The 21,789-nt window shown below is 53.3% G+C and carries 20 protein-coding genes; 10 read left to right on the forward strand and 10 right to left on the reverse strand.

What is annotated here, in order from left to right:
* Nucleotides 1-404 precede the first annotated feature (404 nt).
* Nucleotides 405-1,583: an acetyl-CoA C-acetyltransferase gene (locus F384_RS15415; RefSeq protein WP_046486661.1), complete on the reverse strand. Its 1,179-nt coding sequence runs from the start codon at nucleotides 1,581-1,583 to the stop codon at nucleotides 405-407.
* 111 nt (nucleotides 1,584-1,694) lie between these two features.
* Entirely contained in the window at nucleotides 1,695-2,570 is an 876-nt protein-coding gene (locus tag F384_RS15420; protein WP_046486664.1) for a LysR family transcriptional regulator, read from the reverse strand.
* A gap of 101 nt (nucleotides 2,571-2,671) precedes the next feature.
* Here F384_RS15420 and F384_RS15425 point away from each other — a divergent pair, with 101 nt between their 5' ends.
* Both F384_RS15425 and F384_RS15430 read left to right on the forward strand, forming a co-directional pair.
* Entirely contained in the window at nucleotides 2,672-3,127 is a 456-nt protein-coding gene (locus F384_RS15425) for a multidrug/biocide efflux PACE transporter (RefSeq protein WP_046486668.1), read from the forward strand.
* 142 nt (nucleotides 3,128-3,269) lie between these two features.
* Nucleotides 3,270-4,499 (forward strand): amino acid permease, encoded by a 1,230-nt coding sequence (locus F384_RS15430; RefSeq protein WP_046486670.1) that lies wholly within the window; start codon nucleotides 3,270-3,272, stop codon nucleotides 4,497-4,499.
* A 29-nt stretch (nucleotides 4,500-4,528) separates the two neighbouring features.
* On the opposite strand, the gene F384_RS15435 is transcribed toward F384_RS15430, so the two are convergent.
* A complete protein-coding gene (locus tag F384_RS15435) occupies nucleotides 4,529-4,999 on the reverse strand; it encodes a hypothetical protein (protein ID WP_155404010.1) in 471 nt (156 codons plus the stop codon).
* Nucleotides 4,986-5,771 carry a winged helix-turn-helix domain-containing protein gene (locus F384_RS29060; RefSeq protein WP_162200247.1) on the reverse strand — a complete coding sequence of 262 codons (786 nt, stop codon included), beginning with the start codon at nucleotides 5,769-5,771 and terminating at the stop codon, nucleotides 4,986-4,988. Before F384_RS29060 ends, F384_RS15435 begins: the two co-directional genes overlap by 14 nt.
* A gap of 602 nt (nucleotides 5,772-6,373) precedes the next feature.
* Here F384_RS29060 and F384_RS15445 point away from each other — a divergent pair.
* The gene (locus F384_RS15445; protein WP_046498219.1) at nucleotides 6,374-7,075 is read left to right on the forward strand and encodes a helix-turn-helix transcriptional regulator; all 702 of its coding nucleotides are present in this window, start codon (nucleotides 6,374-6,376) and stop codon (nucleotides 7,073-7,075) included.
* A gap of 20 nt (nucleotides 7,076-7,095) precedes the next feature.
* A complete protein-coding gene (locus tag F384_RS15450; protein WP_046486677.1) occupies nucleotides 7,096-7,407 on the forward strand; it encodes a hypothetical protein in 312 nt (103 codons plus the stop codon).
* 27 nt (nucleotides 7,408-7,434) lie between these two features.
* Here the strand turns inward: F384_RS15450 and rcnR are convergent, their stop codons facing one another.
* On the reverse strand, nucleotides 7,435-7,707 hold the full coding sequence (gene rcnR / locus F384_RS15455; RefSeq protein ID WP_042322371.1) for a Ni(II)/Co(II)-binding transcriptional repressor RcnR: 273 nt from the start codon (nucleotides 7,705-7,707) through the stop codon (nucleotides 7,435-7,437).
* Nucleotides 7,708-7,826: 119 nt separating this feature from the next.
* Between rcnR and F384_RS15460 the strand changes: the two genes are divergently transcribed.
* From F384_RS15460 to F384_RS15485, 6 genes are all read left to right on the forward strand, one after another.
* Nucleotides 7,827-8,735 carry a nickel/cobalt efflux protein RcnA gene (locus F384_RS15460; RefSeq protein ID WP_046486679.1) on the forward strand — a complete coding sequence of 303 codons (909 nt, stop codon included), beginning with the start codon at nucleotides 7,827-7,829 and terminating at the stop codon, nucleotides 8,733-8,735.
* Between the two features lie 836 nt (nucleotides 8,736-9,571).
* Complete coding sequence (locus F384_RS15465) at nucleotides 9,572-10,105, forward strand: fimbrial protein (RefSeq protein WP_046486680.1); 534 nt, start codon at nucleotides 9,572-9,574, stop codon at nucleotides 10,103-10,105.
* 52 nt (nucleotides 10,106-10,157) lie between these two features.
* Complete coding sequence (locus F384_RS15470; protein WP_052746938.1) at nucleotides 10,158-10,916, forward strand: fimbria/pilus periplasmic chaperone; 759 nt, start codon at nucleotides 10,158-10,160, stop codon at nucleotides 10,914-10,916.
* Complete coding sequence (locus F384_RS15475) at nucleotides 10,897-13,449, forward strand: fimbrial outer membrane usher protein (RefSeq protein ID WP_046486682.1); 2,553 nt, start codon at nucleotides 10,897-10,899, stop codon at nucleotides 13,447-13,449. Before F384_RS15470 ends, F384_RS15475 begins: the two co-directional genes overlap by 20 nt.
* A gap of 6 nt (nucleotides 13,450-13,455) precedes the next feature.
* The gene (stbD, locus tag F384_RS15480; protein ID WP_046486686.1) at nucleotides 13,456-14,796 is read left to right on the forward strand and encodes a fimbrial usher protein StbD; all 1,341 of its coding nucleotides are present in this window, start codon (nucleotides 13,456-13,458) and stop codon (nucleotides 14,794-14,796) included.
* Nucleotides 14,762-15,487: a fimbria/pilus periplasmic chaperone gene (locus tag F384_RS15485; protein WP_046486690.1), complete on the forward strand. Its 726-nt coding sequence runs from the start codon at nucleotides 14,762-14,764 to the stop codon at nucleotides 15,485-15,487. Before stbD ends, F384_RS15485 begins: the two co-directional genes overlap by 35 nt.
* A 15-nt stretch (nucleotides 15,488-15,502) precedes the next feature.
* Here F384_RS15485 and F384_RS15490 read toward each other — a convergent pair whose 3' ends face one another.
* The 5 genes from F384_RS15490 to F384_RS15510 form a co-directional block, all read right to left on the reverse strand.
* Complete coding sequence (locus F384_RS15490) at nucleotides 15,503-16,885, reverse strand: amidohydrolase family protein (RefSeq protein WP_046486693.1); 1,383 nt, start codon at nucleotides 16,883-16,885, stop codon at nucleotides 15,503-15,505.
* A gap of 12 nt (nucleotides 16,886-16,897) precedes the next feature.
* On the reverse strand, nucleotides 16,898-17,848 hold the full coding sequence (locus F384_RS15495) for a carbamate kinase family protein (protein ID WP_046486696.1): 951 nt from the start codon (nucleotides 17,846-17,848) through the stop codon (nucleotides 16,898-16,900).
* 88 nt (nucleotides 17,849-17,936) lie between these two features.
* Nucleotides 17,937-19,355, reverse strand: a complete 1,419-nt coding sequence (locus F384_RS15500; RefSeq protein WP_046486698.1) for a DUF1116 domain-containing protein — start codon at nucleotides 19,353-19,355, stop codon at nucleotides 17,937-17,939.
* Entirely contained in the window at nucleotides 19,355-20,902 is a 1,548-nt protein-coding gene (gene fdrA / locus F384_RS15505; protein ID WP_046486701.1) for an acyl-CoA synthetase FdrA, read from the reverse strand. The genes F384_RS15500 and fdrA overlap by 1 nt, the downstream gene beginning before the upstream one ends.
* Nucleotides 20,892-21,755, reverse strand: coding sequence for a DUF2877 domain-containing protein (locus F384_RS15510; protein WP_046486702.1), 864 nt, complete (start codon nucleotides 21,753-21,755; stop codon nucleotides 20,892-20,894). The genes fdrA and F384_RS15510 overlap by 11 nt, the downstream gene beginning before the upstream one ends.
* Nucleotides 21,756-21,789: the final 34 nt, after the last annotated feature.

Consider the following 21,789-nt stretch of genomic DNA (forward strand, 5'->3'; position numbering starts at 1 on the left):
ACCTCCAGTGATGTACTGAGCGGGAATCCCTCAACGGAGAGCGAAACGCTGTTCCGTTTTACGTTATGCGCCCATGATAGTCTTCCGGGGATCCGTTTTCAATTGCAAATAAAACGTCGTTTCACTTTTTCTGCATCTTATTATCAAAAGTGTAATTCCGATCACGATCGATTCATTCCGTGATTAAGTGCAGGGGGAAAATCGTATAGTAAAACAAGGAAATAGGACTTACGCCTGAATCTGCGGCACCACGGTTACCGGACAAACCGCTGTAAGTTCATTCGCTTAGTTCATCTGTCTGGCGCTAAAAACGGAAGGAATGTAAAACAAAACACAGTCATGCCGCCACGATGCATCGCGCGGCATAACAGGGATGGATGTAGAGGGAGGAGAAAAAAGAAGCGTTAATCGCGCTCGATGGCTAATGCCACGCCTTGCCCACCGCCAATGCACAGCGTCGCCAGACCTTTGCGGGCATTGCGTTTGACCATTTCGTGCACCAGTGAAACCAGAATACGACAACCGGAAGCGCCAATCGGGTGTCCAAGGGCGATCGCCCCGCCGTTGACGTTCACCCGGCGCTCGTCCCACTCCAGCATTTTGCCCACGGAAAGCGCCTGGGCGGCAAACGCCTCGTTCGCTTCAATGAGATCCACATCGGCCAGTTGCCAGCCGACCCGTTCCAGACAGCGGCGAGTGGCATAGACGGGGGCGATCCCCATTAGCGCGGGATCCACGCCGACGCTCGCAAAAGCGCGAATGCGCGCCAGCACAGGCAAATTCAGCTCCTGCGCTTTGGACTCGCTCATCATCATCACCGCCGCCGCGCCATCATTAATCGAGGAAGCATTACCCGCAGTCACCGACCCTGACAGTTCGAAGGCGGGATCCAGCCGCGCCAGACCTTCTGCGCTGGCATCAGTTCGCGGCTGCTCGTCGGTGTCAATGATCACGGTTTGCCCATTGCGCTGAGTTGCAACCGGGACAATCTCCGCTTTAAAACGACCGGCATCAATGGCCGCACGCGCCTTTTGCTGCGAACTGAGGGCATAGGCATCCTGCAATTCCCGGCTGATGCCATATTCACGGGCCAGATTCTCGGCGGTCACGCCCATATGGTAATCATTGAAGGCATCCCACAGGCCGTCATGCACCAGGCTGTCAACGAGCTGGCTGTTGCCCAACTGCGCGCCGGTTCGGCTGTCGGTGAGGACATGCGGCGCGCGGCTCATGTTCTCTTGCCCACCGGCAATCACAATGTCCGCTTCGCCGCACTGGATCGCCTGCGTGGCGAGATGCAGCGCTTTCAGCCCGGAGCCACAAACGTCGTTGATGGTGATAGCAGAAACGGTGTTCGGTAATCCCCCTTTGATTGCTGACTGACGCGCCGGGTTTTGCCCCGCCCCCGCCGTCAGCACCTGCCCGAGGATCACTTCATCAACGGCATGCGCATTCACGCCGCTGCCTTCAATCAACGCTTTGACCACCATACTGCCCAGCTCAACGGCAGAATGACGCGCCAGCGTCCCCTGAAAACAACCAATAGGCGTACGCAACGCCCCGACGATTACCACCTCTTTCATTACGACCTCAGCGCAAAATAACACCGCAATAGTAGAGGATTGTTAAAAATAGTTATCTTGATTGTTTAAGAAAAGTGAGTTTTATCACAAAGGAAATCGTGATAACACCCCTCAGTCCGGGACACTACCTTGCTGTAAATGGTATCTCAGCCAGTTCCCCGCCGCGCCGGGGGGTGATTTTTTGTTCCAGAGCAGATCGATCGCAATGGCTTTAGGCCATCCCGGAACATCCAGTTGCACCAGCGGTTTTTCCGCGGCGAACTCCTCCACCAGCGCACAAGGCAGCGCGCACCAGCCAAAACCCTGTACTGCCATACTCAACAACAGCAAATAGTTCGGCGCAGACCACACAGGACCACGGGCAAGTTGAGCGCCGTGATCGATGTAGGTATTGAGGCGCAACTCACGCCAGGTGTGCAACTGATCCCACTGCAGTTTTTTCTCTTTCGCCAGCGGATGGGAAGCGGCGACATAAAGCCCCATCCACGTTTGCATCGGCAGACGCGTCGCACCGATATCGGTAGGATAGTGGTCCCTGGCTTCAATCAAACCGACCTGCGCCCGCTCTTTTTGCAACAGATCGATGACGTCCACATCCTCGCCAATCAGACATTCAAACTCGGTATACGGAAACTGGCGATCAAACTGCACCATCAGTTCCTCCAGCACATCAGGGTGCAGGGTGTCGGAGAGTACAAAGGTCAGACGCGCTTCAGTTTCACCGGCCAGTGAAAGCGCCACCTCATCAAGACGTTCGCTGGCCGACAGAATCGCCTGAACATAGCCAAGCACTTTCTTTCCTTCTTCTGTCAGCACCGGCTGACGCGAGGAACGATCAAACAACTGAACGCCAAGATCGGCTTCAAGATGGGCGATCGCCGTGCTGATGGTGGACTGACTTTTGCGCAGTCTGCGCGCCGCGGCCGAGAAGGAACCACAGGAAACGGTCTCGACAAATGCGGTTAAGGCTTCGGGTGAATAACGCATGGACTATCTACTTTATCGATGGATACTATCTTTTAGATATCACATAAAACGATAAAATACTGCCTATTCCGTTATCCGGGCGTTTTTGAGAAAGGTAAGTTATGCAACACAATGCGGTTCAACGTCGTTCGTTACTGGAGCGTGTCTTCCACGCCGTATGTTTTGAAGGGATCGCCACGGCGATCCTGGCACCGACCACAGCCTGGTTGATGCAGCGTTCGGTGCTGGAAATGGGCGGACTGACGATCCTGCTGGCGACCACGGCGATGATCTGGAACATTATCTACAACGCGCTGTTTGACCGTTTCTGGCCTTCACATCTGGTGAAACGAACGGCGAAAGTGCGTGCGTTTCACGCGCTGGGATTTGAAAGCGGGTTTATCGTCATTGGCGTAAGTATCGTGGCGTACGTGCTGAACGTCAGCCTGATGCAGGCCTTTACGCTGGAGATTGGCTTCTTCCTGTTCTTCCTGCCTTACACCATGTTCTACAACTGGGCTTACGACACGTTACGCGTACGCGTTGTGAAGCGTCGCGAACAGCGTGTGACTGCCTGATAACTCACACATTTGCCGGAATCACCAGGGTTCCGGCAAGGCTCGTTGCCACCCCTTCTCCCGTTCAACCCTCACGCCCACCCGCTCATTTATGGTAAATTGCGCTTCTTTTTGTTTATTTTATAGTTGATACGTTCAAGAAATGTCTAAAATTTGGTCAAAAGAAGAGACGCTCTGGAGCTTTGCGTTATATGGGACTGCCGTGGGTGCAGGAACCCTGTTTCTCCCCATCCAGCTTGGCTCTGCGGGCGCGATAGTATTGTTTGTCACCGCCCTGGTCGCCTGGCCTCTCACATACTGGCCGCATCGGGCCTTATGTCAGTTCATTCTCTCGTCTAAAACCTCCGCGGGAGAAGGGATCACCGGTGCGGTGACGCACTATTACGGTAAGAAGATCGGCAGCCTCATCACCACGCTGTACTTTGTTGCCTTTTTTGTTGTGGTACTGATTTATGCTGTCGCCATCACCAACTCTCTGACAGAGCAGTTAGCCCGCTATCTTGAGATTAATCTGGGCATCCGCATGGGGGTCAGCCTCGGCGTGGTGTTAATCCTGAACCTGATTTTCCTGATGGGCCGCCATGCGACCATTCGGGTGATGGGATTTCTGGTGTTCCCGCTGATCGCTTACTTCTTATTTCTCTCGCTGTATCTGACCGGCAGTTGGCAACCCGCGTTGCTCACCGAGCAAATGGCGTTCGATCAGCACACCTTGCATCAGGTCTGGATATCGATTCCGGTGATGGTTTTTGCTTTTAGCCATACGCCTATTATCTCCACGTTTGCCATCGACAGACGTGAGAAATATGGCGAGCTGGCCATGGGTAAATGCAAAAAAATCATGAAGGTAGCCTATCTGATTATCTGCTTAAGCGTGCTGTTCTTCGTCTTTAGCTGCCTGTTATCGATTCCACCTTCGTACATTGAAGCCGCCAAAAATGAAGGCGTCACGATTCTTTCAGCCTTATCCATGATGCCTGCCGCCCCGGCGTGGCTCTCTGTCTCGGGTATCATCGTCGCCGTGGTGGCGATGTCGAAATCCTTTCTCGGCACCTACTTTGGCGTCATCGAAGGGGCAACCGAGGTGGTCAAAACCGGTCTGCAACAGGTTGGGGTGAAGAAAAGCCGTGCCTTTAACCGCGCGGTGTCCATCATGCTGGTGTCAGCCATTACCTTTATTGTCTGCTGCATCAACCCGAATGCGATCTCGATGATTTACGCCATCAGCGGACCGCTCATCGCCATGATTTTGTTCATTATGCCGACCCTGTCGACATACCTGATCCCGGTGTTAAAACCGCACCGCTCTGCGGGCAATCTGATCACCCTGATTGTCGGCCTGCTCTGCGTATCCGTGATGTTCTTTGGCTAATACGGGAGTAAACGGCTCGTCCGGGCCGTTTACTCACTACTGCGGCATAACAGCGAGGGCGCGCCGACCGTCGTAAAGACCCACCCTTCCTGATAGCGTTTAACCAATAGCGAGAAAGACGCGCGTTCAGAGAGATAGATCGAGGGCAGCGAGCGGTATCCTTTTTTCGCCTCTAAATTATCACTCGGAAACCGCACGAGGTTATTGCTGCTAATAACATAGTTGTCCCGCACCTGGTAATAAGTGAAATAGATAATCCGGCTAATTTTATAATTTTCAGCCTCTGGCGTATGCAAATCACCGGTGATGGTGACTATTCCCTGATTATTCTGCATCTGGTAGGCGACGTCCCCCCGGAACTCCTCATTATTAATTTCCCATACCACGCGCCCCTGGCAATCAATTCCATTTTTGCCTTTATGTGAATACCAGTAGCCTACGCCTGCTAATACCATCACTACAACCAGTAAAATAAGTATTACTATTTTAGTTTTTGTCATTAATTGAGTACCACGTCGTACATTTTGTCTGAGGATTTTCTCTTATATCTAACTGACAGGCGACGGCCGCAATATTTTTCGCGCTGTTCAATCCTGACAGATACACATATTTATGACTTTGACAGATATCCGGGTGTCTCGTCAGGAATGTTGCATAGCGAGTATTTATCGTACCTTTGCCTTTCAATAACAGGGTACAGGATGAAAAGGAGGTGGTATCAATAATCGTATAGGAAGAAAACAGCGATTCTGCCGTCGGATATAACAGGCCAAAAGAGAGGCCAACACCGATCAGCACAACCGACAGTAAAATGGCCCCCACCATTAACACGTTCCTGGAAGGCCACATTTTGGGCGGAACCGCCGTCAGCGCAGGTTCCTCCCCAATCTCGCCCTCACTCTCATGATCAACCGATTCCGTCTCCGTACGTTGAATATCCGCTGTCATTATCATTCCGCGCCGGGCTACAGTTTTAATCAGATCGCGTGGCAATCCGACTTCAGTTAACGCATTTCTGAGCATGAGCACCGTCTGGTATAACGTATTGACGGAGGTGATAGTATTTTTATCCCCCCAGCCCGCCTCTACGAGCTGAGCTTGCGGAATAACAACCCCACAATTTGTAAGGAGATATAAAAGAATGAAACTCGCAGGGTTTTGAAGAATGACCGTTTTTTGTGTATTTTTATTCGTCAGCGTTCTGTCACCCGGGTGAAAGTCAACCAGGTTATTAATTGTGTATAATGTTGTGTGTGTGTACTTCTCAGGCACAGTGTGCATTCTCGCATTTACATGATGAATATCATGCTACAAAAATCTTATACAGAGATCACCAAATATATAATGGATATGTCAGTGCGATCATAAATCAAAAATAAAAATTCTTATAAATCAAGACACTTCAACCTGAAAAGGATCATGTATTCTTAATTAAGACCATTTTAGATGCTTTATCACTCAGCACTCATTATTATTGTTTCACGTTTAAAAAACGGACAAACAGATAAATAGCATTACTTAATAAAAGACATAAGCATTGTTACAATTGTTTCAGACAATTTAACATAAGATCAACTTTTTGCCATTAATGCCATTTAGCGATAAAACTTAAACATTTTTGCAATATAGATTTTCCTGGTGGTTGTTACAAAATTCCTGGGGACGTTTTTTCATGCTTCGTCAGGTGGGCAATAACCCCTATAGAAACCTGAATTGATACAGAGAGAACGCCCTAAAAAAAAACTCAACTAAGAATAATAGCAATAAATAAACTTTAGGATTTACTCTCTATCAAAGTTGCATTTTGTAGAGTATTGACATGTTTTAAAACGGATGAAATTATGAAATCATCTACGGATAGGGAGGCTCTCAATATGGGGCTGGACGTTAAATTAAAGAATTTGACATGCAGCAGTTGCACCTTGCATTGCAAAATAATGCCCGAAAAATCACCCCGCTTACAGTATTGCGCCAATGCTTGCTTTTGCATGTGGCCAGAAGAAAGCATCTATTTTAATAAAGGGGTCATTGAAGGGATTTTAAATAACAATCACAACGCCAGACTTAGCGGTTATATTTTTGTAGATTTCTCTATTAGCTTTTTACGTCTGTTTTTGGATACAGAGTGGATAGAATATCTCGCAAGCACACGCATGGGTATTATTTTGATAAGCGATCGCAACATGCAGTCGCTCGCCAACTACTGGCGTAAAAAAAATCCAGCGATTTCCGCCATCATTTACCACGATGACGGACTGGATGTCGCCAATGAGAAGATCCGGCAGGTGTTTATCGGACGGCATTTGTCGTTCACCAAGGGGAATACGTTGACGCAGATGGAGTTCACCATTCTGGGCCATATGGTTGCAGGCAGTAATCCGCACCAGATCGCTCAACTGTTGGACATGGACATCCGCAGCATCTACGCCTACAAGCAAAGAATTGAAAAAAGAATGGGTGGACGAATCAATTCGTTGTTTATTCACTCGCATCCGGTCTCTGGCGATAAGTCATCTTACCCGCTGTTACTTAAAGAGACGGATGGTACAGCAGTGCATTTGCAAAGACGCAGATGAGTCCGACAACAGGGAACGAAATGGACAAGGTAAAAAAAGTGGGATACTACGAAGAAGAAACGCGCGCGCTGAGTGCGATATTGTTATCGCTCTTTACAGCACGTAATGAGATTGCCTTCGGAGAGTTGGAGCGCTCTCTGCAAAAACTCGCCTTTCCACCTGCCGTGCGCAGGTTATGTGAAGAGGCGTTGCAAAGTCATAGTGAAGACGATACCGATCGAACGAATGCCAGGGCCGTTTGCTGCCTGTTGCATGCGCTGGAATCCATTAGCGGCTATAAGCACGTTGAGCGCTATATTTCCCAGCGGAATCAGGCGGTAGTGTATTGCTAAGACACAGAGTCGGGACAACGTTCCCGGCTATTTTATATAAGAATCCAGAACCTTAAGAACCACGTCCAGATCTTCTTCTCGCTTCTCTTCATCACCCTGATGAACGATATGCTCGGTCAGATGCCCTTTAATCACTTCCCGCATTAATCCATTTACCGCTCCGCGTATCGCGGCGATCTGCTGCAACACAGCGGCACACTCATGGGGTTCGTCAAGCATTTTCTTCAGCGCAACCACCTGCCCCTGAATTTTGCTGGTTCGGGCTTTTAGTTTCTGTTTATCGCGGATGGTATGTGACATTGCAACACCTCGTTAACACAAATCGTTGTGGATTATAGCATTACGCGGCTACTGGAGGGTAGTATTTGGTACTGGGGGGGAGTAGAATCGGGCGAAACAGGCAACTAAGAATCATTATCATGGGTGAATTTTCAACACTTCTTCAGCAAGGTAACGCGTGGTTTTTCATTCCCAGCGCGGTTCTTCTCGGCGTACTGCATGGGCTGGAACCCGGCCACTCAAAAACAATGATGGCGGCATTTATCATCGCCATTAAGGGGACGATCAAACAGGCAGTGATGCTGGGACTGGCGGCAACGCTCTCTCATACCGCCGTGGTCTGGCTGATTGCTCTCGGTGGCATGTATATCAGTCGGGCGTTTACCGCAGAGTCCGTGGAACCCTGGCTGCAGCTGATTTCCGCGTTTATTATTCTGGGCACTGCGACCTGGATGTTCTGGCGGACGTGGCAGGGGGAGCGAAACTGGCTCACCGATATGCAGCATGACGATCGCGACCATCATCATGACCATGACCACCATCACGATCATCATGCTCACGATCATCATGACCATAACGAACACCATGATCATGCGCATCACGATCACGAGCATCATCACGATCACAGCGCTCTGGCGGGACTGTCGGAAGGATCAAAAGCCTGGCAGGACGCCCACGAACGCGCACATGCCAGTGATATTAAGCGCCGTTTTCACGGCAAAGAAGTGACCAATGGGCAAATCTTGCTGTTTGGTCTGACGGGCGGCCTGATCCCCTGTCCGGCGGCGATTACCGTGCTGCTGATTTGTATCCAGTTGAAAGCCTTTACGCTCGGCGCAACGATGGTGCTCTGCTTTAGCCTGGGGCTGGCCATTACGCTGGTAACCGTTGGTGTGGGTGCGGCCGTTAGCGTCCATCAGGTCGCTAAACGCTGGAGTGGATTCAACGCACTGGCAAGGAAAGCCCCCTATTTTTCCAGCCTGCTGATCGGTCTGGTCGGCCTGTATATGGGCATTCATGGCTACATGGGGATTGTTCACGCCTCCTGAAAACGGTTTTCTGACGCACAGCGCTTGTCGCTGTGCTCACTAATCTTTCCAGAAAAACGTCATCCTCCTCGTTGTGAAGCGAGTATTTTCTCAACCTCCCCCCTCCTGCTCGTGCCGCAGAGCACACGTTGCTGGTGAAAATATCGCCGCAGGTCTTCTCTTCCTGGGGCCGAGCCTGCATTTTTTGCCATGAACATGATAAAAATGACGTAACATCAATTGTAGAGTAAAAAGAATTTTCTTGTTTTTTGATGTTGAGCAACCTGTAGTTATTGGAACTCACGGCATTAAGTTTCCAAAAACACATCTGTAATACAATAAAATTCTCATCCCAACCTGTCATCAACAAAACGGTTAGCACGATTAACTATTCATTTTTTCTTATGCATAAAATGTGAATATTCCTGGACTGACAGCGAGTCAGTCGGAAATACGCCTTTCTCCCGGCTAAACACTTCAATATTAATCATCTAATAATATAAAATTCCTAACAAAGCCACCGCCATTTCATTTCCAAATTTCAATAGATTAAACCTATCATCCGCAATCTATCTGTTCGTTTTAAACGATTTTCCTCTTTATGGATATTCTCGGTAATATCCGCACAGACAAATTAACTGATTAACCAGGGTGAACTTAGCCTCGCTAAGAAAATATAAATATTGCCGTTACGATATTCCTGACGCGGGAAACATTCACCGTTTAAGAAAATTACCAATAATTTTATTTATTCCCCCATTCCCGCACAGAGCCATCACGATAAATGTCCCTGAGCATGGAAGAACCCTGTCTCGCAGGGTAAATCAACACGACTGAAAAAAAATGGAGTTTATATTATGACCTTGAATCGTGCCTTCCTATCGGCGCTGGTGGCTTCTGCGCTCTTTTCCACAAATGCACTGGCCTCTGACAATACCATTACGTTTATGGGTGAAGTGAGTGACGAGACCTGTTCAATATCGGTAAATGGCTCTGATGCCTCTCCGGTGGTATTGCTGCCGACCGTGACGGCCACCGAACTGAATGCCAATCAGGTGGCTGGCGCGACGACATTTGATGTTGGCGTGAGCAACTGTACCGGCTCACCTTCCGGCGTGGAGATCTCCACGGTCTTCGTTGGCAACAACATCAGTTCAGTCACCGGAAACCTGGGCAGCACGGGCTCGGCGGTAGATGTGGAGATCCAAATCCTCGACACCAGCGGCGACGAAATTGATTTCCGCAACGCCTTTACCGGTACGGGTGACCTCTCTCTCGCCGCTAACATGGACTCGGCGAGCGCGACCTATAAAGCCCAGTATTTCACTAGTGGTACTGCCTCTACCGGTACCGTACAGGCCTCACTGCAATACGCTGTTTCTTATCAGTAAAAGTCGTTCTGGCGGGAATGTATTCCCGCCATTCACCTTCAGGGAAAATGTTATGCGAACCTCTCATCGCCATCGTCCGTTTATTTCAGGCTGCCTGTTTCTTTTTTTTATCGCATGCTGTAGCCACGTGAATGCCAGTATTACGATGACAGGAACGCGTATCATTTATAATGGCGCCGCGAAATCTACCGATGTGCATCTGAAAAATAAAGATGGCATTCCCTATGTTGTCCAGAGCTGGTTTGATAACGGCAATATGGCCGATGGTCCGGATAAGTCTGCGCAAGTTCCGTTTATTGCCACGCCGCCGGCATTTCGCATTCAGCCTGGAGAAGGGCAAATCATTCGTATTGTTTACACCCAGGGAAAAGAATTACCGCAGGACAGAGAATCACTGGTCTATTTTAATTTCATGCAGATCCCTCCTGCCAATGCCGGACAATCAGCAAGCCAAACCGAAAAACAAAACAGTCTGCTGATTATGTTACGCAATCGGGTCAAACTTTTTTATCGCCCGGCAGGGCTGGTTGGCGATCCGCAAAAAATGCTGGAAAATCTGCAGGTCAAACGGATTAGCGGAAATAAAGAACTGGCGATAAGTATTACAAACAACCAGCCTTATTTCGTCACCGTCTCGGCCCTGCAACCCGGCGGATCGTCGCAAATCCAGCACCCCAAAAATGACATGATTTCGCCCTTTGCCAGCGAAACGTTTCACTTTTCGCGTGCCTCTGACGCTAACGCACAGCGCGTACGCATCACCTTGATCAACGATCAGGGAGCACGCATCAGTGCCGACTATCCGCTATAACGTCGTCGCGCCCCTGGTCGGCCTGGCGCTAGTCCCGGCGACGGCGTACGCGGAATATTACTTTGACCCGGCGCTTTTGCAGGGTTCCGATGTGGGCAAGTCACTGGATCTGGGTCGCTTTAATCAGCAAGATGACGCGCTTTCAACAGGCAACTATGTGCTCGACGTCTATCTCAACAACCAGCTGATTCGTCACCAGGCATCGATCACGCTGGTCAAACCGGAAGGCGACAAGGCGCGGGTTCAGCCCTGCCTGTCACCAGAGCTGATTACCGCCAGCGCCATTCGTACAACGCAAAGTGCGACGCCCTACGCGTGTCTGCCGATCGACAGTCTGGGACAGAAAATCAACTGGGAAGTGGATTTACGCACGTTACGCCTGAACATGGTGATTCCTCAGGCGGGGCTGTTACATTCGCCGAGAGGATTCATTCCGGTATCCGAATGGGATGCTGGTGAAACCGCGCTGTTTCTGCGCCACAACACCAATTTTTATCACACCGAAAACACGGACAGCCATCTGCGCTATGACTATCTGTGGAGCAATATCAACGCTGGGATCAACCTTGGCCTCTGGCAAGTTCGTCATCAGGGTAACCTGCGTTACGCCGATGATCATCAGACAGGCGGCCACTACAAATATAACGCGGTCGCCACCTCGGTACAGCGGCCTTTGCCGCACATGGACAGCATCATTGCCTTCGGTGATAACTACACTAACAGCAGTCTGTTTGGCAGTCTGTCATTCAACGGCATTAAGCTCAGCACCGATCAGCGCATGTGGCCGCAGGGCAAACGGGGTTATGCCCCGGAAGTGCGCGGCGTCGCCACCACCACCTCCCATGTGGTGGTGCGTCAGCAGGGAAAGGTCATCTACGAGACCACTGTCGCGCCCGGTGCCTTCGTGATTAACGATCTGTACAACACCCGCGGTCAGGGCGATCTGACGGTCGATGTCATTGACGCCGGCGGTCAGATATCGCGCTTTACCGTCCCCTACTCCGCCGTACCGGACTCGATTCGTCCCGGTAACTGGAACTACGAACTGGCGATGGGCCACGTTCGTCAGTACTACAGCGTGGAAAATAAGTTTATTGAAGGCGTGTTGCAGCGCGGGATGAGCAACGTGTTGACGGCCAACATGGGGTCGCGACTGGCGGATAATTATCAGGCCATTCTCGCCGGCGGCGTGCTGGCGACTTCCGTCGGCGCATTCGGTCTGAACACGGTTTTTTCCAACGCCCATGTAGAAAATGACGAGAAGCAACAAGGCTGGCGCGTCGAGGCGAGCTACAGTAAAACCTTCACTACCGGAACCAACCTGGTCCTCGCGGCCTATCGCTACTCCACCAGCGGCTATCGCGATTTGCAGGATGTGCTCGGCGTGCGTCGCCAGGAAAAAAACGGCACCGCCTACTACTCCGACACGCTCAATCAGCGGAACAACTTTTCGGCGACCCTCAGCCAGCCGATGGGCGACTGGGGGATGTTGAGCTTTACCGGCAGCACATCGGATTACTACAACAACGCCTCACGCATCACCCAACTACAGCTCGGCTACAGCAATAGCTGGCGGGATATCAGCTTCAATGTCAGCGCCGCACGCCAGCGGAGTACTTATTCCAGCCGCTACTTCAGCAGCGTCAACGATCGCGATTTCGATAACGAGAACCAGCGCAAATACACCGAAAACACGGTGTCGCTGGGGATTTCGATTCCGTTCGACTTTGGCTCCAGCCGTTCGCAGATCAACCTGGACATGAACCGCAGTCGCGACAGCCGGACGGCAACGGTCGGGATGAGTGGGACAACGGGCGAGAAAAGTACCACCTCGTGGGCGCTCTACAGCGGTATTGAGCACAACAATGATAGCGGCGACAGCTCAACGTGGGGCGGCAATATTGAACGCCGCACCTCTGTCGGCGCCTTCCGCGCCTGGGCCTCCCGGGGCGAAAGCTATCAGCAGTATGGGCTGGGGATGTCCGGCACGCTGGTTGCCCATCGCGGCGGGTTGACTGCCGGTCCATATACCAGCGACACCTTCGCACTGGTGGAAGCCCCCGGCGCACGCGGTGCCGAAATTCGTAATGGGCAGGGCGCGACGGTAGACCGTTTCGGCTACGCGATCCTTCCGTCCTTAACGCCCTACCGCTATAACACCATTAGCCTCGACAGCCAGAATATAGCCGATGACGTCGAACTTCAGGGCGGCAGCAAGCGGCTGGTCCCCTATGCCGGCGCAATTTCCCGCGTAACGTTCAAGACCACTCGCGGTAAAGCGACGTTGATTAACACCACCCTGCCCGACGGCAGCCAGCCACCGATGGGTGCGGACGTCACGGACAGCAACGGTGACGACGTGGGCATCATGGGTCAGGGCGGGCAAATCTACGCCCGAATCGCCGCGCAGTCCGGCGTGCTGTTCGTTAAGTGGGGTAAGAATGCCGCCCAGCAGTGCCAGGTCTGGTATCAATTGCCGACGACGCCCGACGCGCCGCTGTATCAACTTACGCTACCTTGCCGCCAGGAGTGATGGCTCATGAAATTATCCTCTTTTCTCCCGCTGCTGTTGGTCGGTGTCGTACTGACGCCGCCGGCATGGTCTGCCTGTAAAAGGGTAACGTCTGCCAACGATCTGTCTCAGGTGGCGAAAGATGCCGGTTATATCGGCGCCAGTTGGGGTGGGGTTGGCGATAGCGAAGTAAGGGGCAAGCTGGGGCTGCCCGGCGTTATCAGCTTAAGCAGCGGCACCGGCTTTCAGAGCGAAGGCACGTTGCTCGCCAGCTCAACGGCCAGTTTTGTGCCTAACGGCCGCACCCAGGGCGTCAACGCCAACCAGATCTATTTCCGCTGCGATGTCGCGGAAATCGGCAAGGTATATGAATATTACGCCACCAACGGCGATGACGCCTCGGGTGGCAGAGAGGCCGTTGCAGGTATTGAAGGCGCTTACTACACCTACGTCAAAAACGTGGCGCTCAGGCTGACCAACCTGAAAACCGGGCAATACTACTCGCGCTACTGGCAAACACGCCTCATCCCTGAAAGCGAGATGTTTAATGACGGAACCTATATTTACATCCCGGGCAGCGCCTTCAGCGATGTTTTCGTTGAGCTTTTTCGGGTTGATGATGCTTCAAAAGGCGTGAACAGTTCAAATCGCTATGGTTATACCTACGCGGGACCGGCAGGCTATATCGCCTTTCACGGCGGCGGTATGAGTTCCGGGCTGTTTGACGGCGCCGACAGCCGAACCAACTACGACGGCTGGGGCGCCATGCAGTGGCCCGGCGGCTGGGCGCTCACCAACCAGAGTTTCTTTGTGCGCGGCGCGGCCTGTCGGATCGACGACTATCCCGCCATTGTCCGCCTGCCGCCGATAAGCGTCGGTGAGCTGAGCGGCGGCGGCACGGCGCAGACACCCTTTAACATAACCGTTGAATGCGAAACCGGCGCGATTTCCAGTACCGCAGTCTCAACAACCAGCAAAGCGAACGTGGCGATGGGCTTTCTGGTAAATAATCAGACGGCGGCAAATGCGGCGAACCAGTTAGGACTCAAAACCGGATCGGGAGCCTGGACCTGGCTGCTCGATAACCATTATGGCACCAGCGGCGTGGCGTCCGGCGTGGGTATTCGCATCTACAGCGAGAAGCTGGGCGGTAGTGCCATCAACCTTCTGCCCAATCTGACGTCAACCGCCACGGGCAACGCCGGGGGATGGTACGGCTATGCCGATTTAACCTCTAAAACCTCAACAAGCGGTTCGACCGAATTTTACAACGGTGAATTCACCGCTTCGCTGGAAGCAATTCCTGGCGAATCCATTACAGCAGGATCGGTTTATGCACAACTTCAGGTGGTGGTTAGCTTTCAGTAGCGCGTTACTGCTGAACGTTCTGCCGTTCTCCACCCACGCGGTGGTGAATAGCGAAGTGACCCGGGTTATTTTTAATGCTGGTGAGAAAAGCACGTCGCTGGCGCTGATCAACTCTCCGCAACAACCAGCCCTGGTTCAGGTCTGGACGGATACAGGCAATCCCTCGAGCCAGCCCAACGAGGAGACGACGCCTGTCATCGCGCTGCCGCCGGTGTTTAAAATGCAGCCCGGTGAGCTGCGCAGCATTACGCTGCAACTGACCGATACCTCCGCCCTGCCGCGCGATCGCGAAGCGCTTTACTGGCTGAATGTGTATCAGATCCCCCCCATGACGCAGACCGATGCGCAGGCGGCACAAAAAGTGGTACTGCCGTTACGCATCCGCATGAAGCTGTTCATCCGCCCACAGGGCATTGGTGCGCTTCGGGAAAGTGACGCAGAAAAGCTGCGCGTGGCGTATGTCGGGCCGCAAAATCAGCTACAGATAACCAACCCTACCCCGTGGCATATCACGCTGGCCGGGATAAGCTGCGAAGCTGGCAGTGCAAGCGGCATCATGATTGCGCCGCTTTCCACGCTGTCGGTCTCGCTACAGGGACATGGGGCGCCGTGTTCGTCGGTTCGCTATGACGCTATCAACGATCACGGCACCTTCTGGCACTACGAAAAAGCCGTCTCGCGACTACCGTAGCGGGCTACCCCCCGTTTAGCGAGTGACGCTTCCCCACACCAGTTGTCCCTTATGGAACGTGGCGTGTCGTGGTGAAATACGCGCAACCGCCTCGGCAGAACAGGAGGCGTCCACCAGCACAAAGCTGGCGTTATCCTGCGCTTTCGGCCAGACACGCTCGCCTTTCTCGTCAAGCGGCAGCACATCGCCTGTCGCGAGGAACAGCGCGCGAGAAAGACTTTGCTCATTGGGACGAATGTAGAGCTGGGCGTAAAGATTGGCCTTCTCCAGCATGTCGCCCAGACCGTAAGGCGACCAGTGGTCGATCACGCTGTCCGTGCCGGTCATCACCCTCACGCCTTTATCGTGTAACTGCTTCAACGGCATATGCAGCGTGCCAATCGGCACCGTTGAGGCGATGGAAATTTGCTGCGCCACCATGCGAGCGGCAATCTCATCAACCTGCTGCTCATTCATCGTCGCCAGCGCAAAAGCGTGGCTGATGGTCAGCTTGCCCTTCAGTTGCGGCGTTTTCTCAACCGTTTCAACCATATACTTCACCGCCGCGACGCCCGCCGGGCTGGTTTCATGCAGATGGATGTCCACGCCCTTGTTATAATCGAGGGCGATCTGAAACATGGTATCGAGGGATTTTTCCATCGCGCCGTCGACGTTAGTCGGATCCAGCCCGCCGACATAGTGCGCGCCGGCCTGCATGGCTTCACGCATCAATGGTTCTGATTTCGATAACAACAAACCATGCTGTGGGAACGCCACGATTTCACACTCGAAGCCCGCTTTACGCCGTGCCAGTACCGCCTGCAAATCCTCAAGATTTTTGAGGCCAGAGACCGGTTCGATATTGCAGTGGCTGCGTGCCACGGTGGTTCCTTTTGACTGCAGCAAGTCGATCAGCTTTTCGGCATGTTCCTGAGTATAAGGCTGCAGTTCTGGCAACAGCTTTTGCTCAAGTTTAATCATGTCCTGAATGGTGGTGCCTGCCGGACGGTTCAGTGAGCGCCACGGCCCGCCGTAGAACGTTTTATCGAGGTGAATGTGCATGTCGCGCGTGGTCGGCAGCATCAGTTTGCCGCCCGCATCGTAATGCGGCAGCGTGGCGTCTGGATGGCTCTTGTTGTCGCGCAGCGCGACAATTTTGCCTGCCTGAATCTCCACGGTTTGCAGCGCCGTACGCGTGTGAACCGCGACCGTGCCCTCATAGTCAAAGCCCGTCTCAAGCAGGACGTTGTCGAGGTAGTAATGGGTATCGTTAATCGTCATGGTGCCTCTGGCGTCACAGGTTGTTGCACCAGAGGTTGCCGCATAGGCGACCGGTGCGCCAGCACTCAATAGCGCGGCGGCGGTGACCATCTTCCCGCTCTGGCTCAAAAACTCACGGCGGCTCTTGTTTTCCTTCATCGTTGCTTCCTGTTATGAATGGACGATATGGGTGCCCGTCTCGCCGCGAATGGCCGCGGGCAAGCACTCAGGCGTAGTGATAATGACGCGTTTGCCGCCGTGCTGGAGAAACGCCAGACTGGCGACAATTTTTGGCAGCATGCTGCCCGGCGGGAAGTGACCTTCCTGCATATAACGGGTCATCGTGGGAATGTCGACCCAGTCCAGCGCCTGCTGTTCGGGTTTGCCAAAGTGAATGCACACCTTCTCAACGCCGGTGGTGATAACCAGAATGTCCGCCTGGATCTCCCGCGCCAGCAGCGCGGTAGAGAGATCTTTATCGATAACCGCATCGACGCTTTGATAATCGCCCTGCTCGCCGCGCACCACCGGGATCCCGCCACCGCCCGCGCCAATAACCACAAAGCCCTTCTGCGTCAGTGCCTTAATGGCTTCCGACTCCACAATGCGCTTCGGTTCAGGTGACGCAACAACCCGACGGTAGCCGCGCCCGGAATCTTCCACAAACCGCCAGTCGGGGTTGACCCGCTGTAATTCATCACGCTGGGCTTCACTAAAGAACGCGCCGATAGGCTTAGTAGGATGGGTAAATCCCGGATCGTTTTTATCCACCTCGACCTGGGTGACGACGGTGACGGCTTTCTGCTCGCCGCGCTTCGCCAGCCGGTTATTCAGCGCCTGCTGGATCAGATAGCCAATTCCACCCTGCGTATCGGCGACACAGTTTGCCAGCGGCGTAAGCGGCAGCCCTTCACGTTCATGAGCGATCTCCGCGCGGCGCAAGTCCAGTCCAACCTGCGGGCCGTTGCCGTGGGTCAGAACAATATTGTAGTCCGATGCCAGCATCTCCAGTACGGTATCGGCAACGGCTTTCACCGCCTCGGCCTGATGTTCAACCGACTGGCTGGCGTTATCTTTGATAATGCTGTTGCCACCAATGGCAACGACCACAAGTTCTTTCATCGTGTAGGTTTCCGGTACAGAGTGTGATGGGATTATTGTGTGTGTTGAGAAAGAATCCCCGGCTCAGAAAGCGCCGGGGAGTGCGTGGTTATGCGCTGTAGCGTTCGCACCAGCTCAGGATTGCTTTTTCGAAGCAGGCAAACGGCGGGTGGACAATCCCGGCGCCAATCATGCCGATACCGGCATCTTTATGCGCGATCGCGGTATTGATCACCGGCAGAATGCCGCTGCTACCGACGCGGGTGATGTCGATCGCCGTCGGTATGCCCATAAAGCCCAGTAACGGGATGGTGACGTTCGGGTTTTCGCCCAACGTGATTTCACGCATCTGACGGGAGAAATCGACCGCTTCTTCCACCGTTCCGCCGACCAGCGCAACAATGGCCGGTGCCGTCGCCATCGCAAAACCGCCGATGCCGTAGGTTTCGGTAATCGCGCTGTCGCCGATATCCAGACCGGAATCTTCCGGCTTGTACCCTGCGAACATGGGGCCAATCACCTGCTGCGCTGGTCCGGTAAACCACTGCCCCGGCAGGCCGCTAACCCGCAGACCAAACTCCACACCGTTACGTGCCATCGTGGTCACCACCGTGCTGTATTCGATGCCGTGCGCCGCGTCCATTGCCGCCTTACACAACGCCATCCACGTCGGGCCGGAGAAGTAATCGCTGCTGGCAACAAAGTCGAACACTTCACGCTGTTGTTCAACCGGGTAACCGGCCTGAATGATGCCCGGCGTCAGCGCCTGAATCAGCAGCGTAGTGCCCGCATTGTTGCGGTTGTGACACTCATCGCCCATATGCAGCGCCTGTGCCAGCATTAAGCGCAGATCGATTTCACCGATAATCTTCATCGCATCGCGCAGCATGGGGCCCTGCACGTCACGCATCCAGTTCAGACGGTCGATCACGCTCTGGTCGTTGGCTCCCATGCGCAGGATCTTCGCCATCTGCTCACTCATGTTGGTGTACGCAATGTTGCCGTAAGTTTTGTTTTCGACAATGTGCATAAACATGGAAGCAGAAGTGACACCCGCCATCGAACCGACGCAGTCATGCTCGTGGCACGGCGAGAAGGTAATCTCACCGGAGGCTGCCAGTTCAGCGGCTTCATCAATATCTTTTGCCAGCCCTTCAAACACCAGTGCGCCGGTGACCGCGCCTTTCATCGCGCCGCACATTTTTTCCCAGCTGACCGGCGGACCGGCGTGGAGAATCGTTTTCGCGGTCATGCCCGGCACCACGTTGATCGCCTGATCGAAACCGACCAGCACCGGATGCGACTGGATAATCCGCTCCAGCGCCTGCTGGTTCGCAGCGGCGATTTTCTCCGCCAGTGGCGAATCGGCAATGCTGTCCAGCGCCTTCACCACCTGCATGTTGCCCTGGCCCGGCGGCGTCCAGTCAAGTTGGGTGACATCGACATGCTGTTTTTTCAGATCGTCGCTAAACATCGCGATACCCACGTTGATGACGTTCAGCGGTTGGGTAAACAGTGACTGGCTCATCAGGCTTCCTCCCCTTTGCAGATAAATTCACGCGCCAACAGACCGGTATTGGTGCTGCTGCTTGCCAGAATCACGCCCGCGTCGCTCAGCATCTGGCGCTGTTTTTCCAGTGACGGGGTATCAAGATCGGTGCCTAACACATAGGCGAGGATCGTAAGCTCACGCCCATCCGCGGCGGCGATCGCTTTCGCCTCTTTGATAGCGTCGAGCGTCGAACCAACCGGATCCTCGTGCGAGCCAAAGCCGAGCACAAAATCCATCACGATCACGCCCACTTGCGGATCGTTAGCCTCCTGCAACAGGCGACTGATACGGTTGGTAGGGTCGATCATTGGGTGTGGCTTACCGTTGGTGAAGTCGTCATCGCCAAAGTCGAGGAAGGTGTGTTTAACGCTGCGATTCAGATCCGCCAGGCGGAAGGCCGGATCGGGCTGAATATTGCTGTAGACATCGCCGTGTTTTTCCATCACCGCAAACATGGTCTCATCACACAGCGTGCCGCCGCAGAACAGACCGCGAATGTACTTCTGTTGTGGCGTCAGACGCGCGCGCACTTCGGCAATCAGCGTCTCGTTCAGCGGATGCAGGTTTAACGATGCTTTCTTCACGCCACTCAGCAATACCGCTTTCAGCGCAGCCTCTTTTGTCCCACGCGCATACTGCAGACCCTGTTCGTCAGCAGGCGGTTCTGCGCGACCAAGGAAACAAGCCACGACGGGCTTACGGCAGGCACGCGCACGCTCCAGTACCTTACGCGCCACTGCCGGGGCAGGCGGTTTTGAGATCAGCGCGATGATTTCCGTTTCCGGGTCTTCTTCCAGCATCGCGATGGCGTCCAGCATCATCAGGCCGCCGATTTTCTCACTCAGATCGCGTCCGCCGGTGCCAATCAGTTGTGAAATGCCGCCGCCAAATTCATGAATGCGTACGCTCAGCTCCTGGCTACCGGTCCCCGAAGCGCCCACAATGCCAATGTTGCCGCGACGGACCGCATTGCCAAAGCACAGCGCGGCGCCATTGATGATCGCCGTCCCGCAGTCCGGCCCCATCATGAGCAGCCCTTTTTCGTGCGCCAGTTGTTTGAGCGACAGTTCGTCTTCAACAGAGACGTTGTCAGAAAACAGCATCACGTGCAGATCGTTTTGCAGCGCCTGACGCGCTTCACGGGCAGCAAACAGGCCGTTAACCGAAATCACCGCCAGGTTGCTGTCCGGAATATGTTTTTTCGCACTGCTCAGCGTGGCATAGCGCGCTTCGTGCGAGCCGCTTTCCGCTTTTTTGGTGAACAACGTTTCAATGGCCGCCAGCGTCTGATCGTTGTCTGCGCCCTCTTTACCGTTGATCACAATCATCAGGTCGCCGTTTTTCGCCTCAGCCAACTCCGGCGTCAACAGCCCCAGATTTTTTAGCACCCCTTTGTTCATCTCGGTCGCCATCGCCACAAACGCCTGCTCGACGCCGTCGAGTTTATTGGCGCGGGTGGAAATGGACATAAGTGACACGGAATCAAAATAGGTATTCTGTTTAATGACTATCTTAACTGACATAATTCCCTCCATATATTTGGCTCAGCGCGCAGGCATCTGCCATGCCATACAGCATGTCGCAGCCGGAACTTGAGCCAATACTTTTAATATTGGCAATAGACTGGATAGAAAAGCAGTTGGGTTCATTAATCATGCGGCTAATAAACCCGGCAATATTTTCGCGATAGCGTTGTTTAAATGCCGCCTCCAGCGTAATCGCGCTAAGCAGCGTGGTATTTTCTCTGCCCGATTGCAGTGCCGAACAAAATGCCTCCTTGTATTTTTCTGCCGGGTGGCCAGCAATAAATAAAATAATGCTCAGGCCAACCAGATAATCGTCTGCTGAGGGCGTCAGGCCAATGCCTAACCCCATCATCCGGATTACGGCGGGCGCAATTTCGGTCCCTTTTCGCATTGCACGTAATAATGTATTTCGTCGATGCTGTAATTCGTGACACATCGCCTGATAAAATGGATTCTCGCCGCGCCAGAGAAATAATGTCTCATTCTCCCGTAACTGTTGATGGATAAGTTCGCTCCACCGTTGCCAGGGAATTTGCCGGAACCTTTCGGGACTCAATAGCAGTGTCGGCATGTGCCAGTCGTGACAGGATGTCGTGTCTATCCATTTATCATCACCAACAGTGATTCCCGAAGGATGAAACTGAACCAACTCACCAGGCCGGAACAGGCCGTCAAAGTGGGTGAGTGCTAACCGGGCGCTGTTGGGCGCGTTGTCATACTCTTCACACAACAGCGTCAGTAGCTGGCGCTGCGCCGGGAAATACAGATTAACTGCCCGGGAAAAGACCTGTTCAACCCGCCCGCTGCCGCGTTCGCAGAGAAAGCCCGCATCCGCAGTTAGCGCTTGCACACACCGCCGTAATGGGGTGTCGATAGCGTTTCTC

The sequence above is a fragment of the Citrobacter amalonaticus Y19 genome (genome assembly GCF_000981805.1).
Classification (GTDB): Bacteria; Pseudomonadota; Gammaproteobacteria; order Enterobacterales; family Enterobacteriaceae; genus Citrobacter_A; species Citrobacter_A amalonaticus_C.

Bases quoted from the DNA above. Each gene is read 5' to 3' on its own strand.
- F384_RS15445 (WP_046498219.1), top strand. From the start codon at position 6,374: ATGGGGCTGGACGTTAAATTAAAGAATTTGACATGCAGCAGTTGCACC.
- rcnR (WP_042322371.1), bottom strand. From the start codon at position 7,707: ATGTCACATACCATCCGCGATAAACAGAAACTAAAAGCCCGAACCAGC.
- F384_RS15425 (WP_046486668.1), top strand. From the start codon at position 2,672: ATGCAACACAATGCGGTTCAACGTCGTTCGTTACTGGAGCGTGTCTTC.
- F384_RS15460 (WP_046486679.1), top strand. From the start codon at position 7,827: ATGGGTGAATTTTCAACACTTCTTCAGCAAGGTAACGCGTGGTTTTTC.
- F384_RS15470 (WP_052746938.1), top strand. From the start codon at position 10,158: ATGCGAACCTCTCATCGCCATCGTCCGTTTATTTCAGGCTGCCTGTTT.
- F384_RS15450 (WP_046486677.1), top strand. From the start codon at position 7,096: ATGGACAAGGTAAAAAAAGTGGGATACTACGAAGAAGAAACGCGCGCG.
- F384_RS15435 (WP_155404010.1), bottom strand. From the start codon at position 4,999: ATGACAAAAACTAAAATAGTAATACTTATTTTACTGGTTGTAGTGATG.
- F384_RS15465 (WP_046486680.1), top strand. From the start codon at position 9,572: ATGACCTTGAATCGTGCCTTCCTATCGGCGCTGGTGGCTTCTGCGCTC.
- F384_RS15415 (WP_046486661.1), bottom strand. From the start codon at position 1,583: ATGAAAGAGGTGGTAATCGTCGGGGCGTTGCGTACGCCTATTGGTTGT.
- F384_RS15485 (WP_046486690.1), top strand. From the start codon at position 14,762: ATGCACAACTTCAGGTGGTGGTTAGCTTTCAGTAGCGCGTTACTGCTG.
- F384_RS15495 (WP_046486696.1), bottom strand. From the start codon at position 17,848: ATGAAAGAACTTGTGGTCGTTGCCATTGGTGGCAACAGCATTATCAAA.
- F384_RS15420 (WP_046486664.1), bottom strand. From the start codon at position 2,570: ATGCGTTATTCACCCGAAGCCTTAACCGCATTTGTCGAGACCGTTTCC.
- fdrA (WP_046486701.1), bottom strand. From the start codon at position 20,902: ATGTCAGTTAAGATAGTCATTAAACAGAATACCTATTTTGATTCCGTG.
- F384_RS15430 (WP_046486670.1), top strand. From the start codon at position 3,270: ATGTCTAAAATTTGGTCAAAAGAAGAGACGCTCTGGAGCTTTGCGTTA.
- F384_RS15500 (WP_046486698.1), bottom strand. From the start codon at position 19,355: ATGAGCCAGTCACTGTTTACCCAACCGCTGAACGTCATCAACGTGGGT.
- F384_RS15490 (WP_046486693.1), bottom strand. From the start codon at position 16,885: ATGAAGGAAAACAAGAGCCGCCGTGAGTTTTTGAGCCAGAGCGGGAAG.
- stbD (WP_046486686.1), top strand. From the start codon at position 13,456: ATGAAATTATCCTCTTTTCTCCCGCTGCTGTTGGTCGGTGTCGTACTG.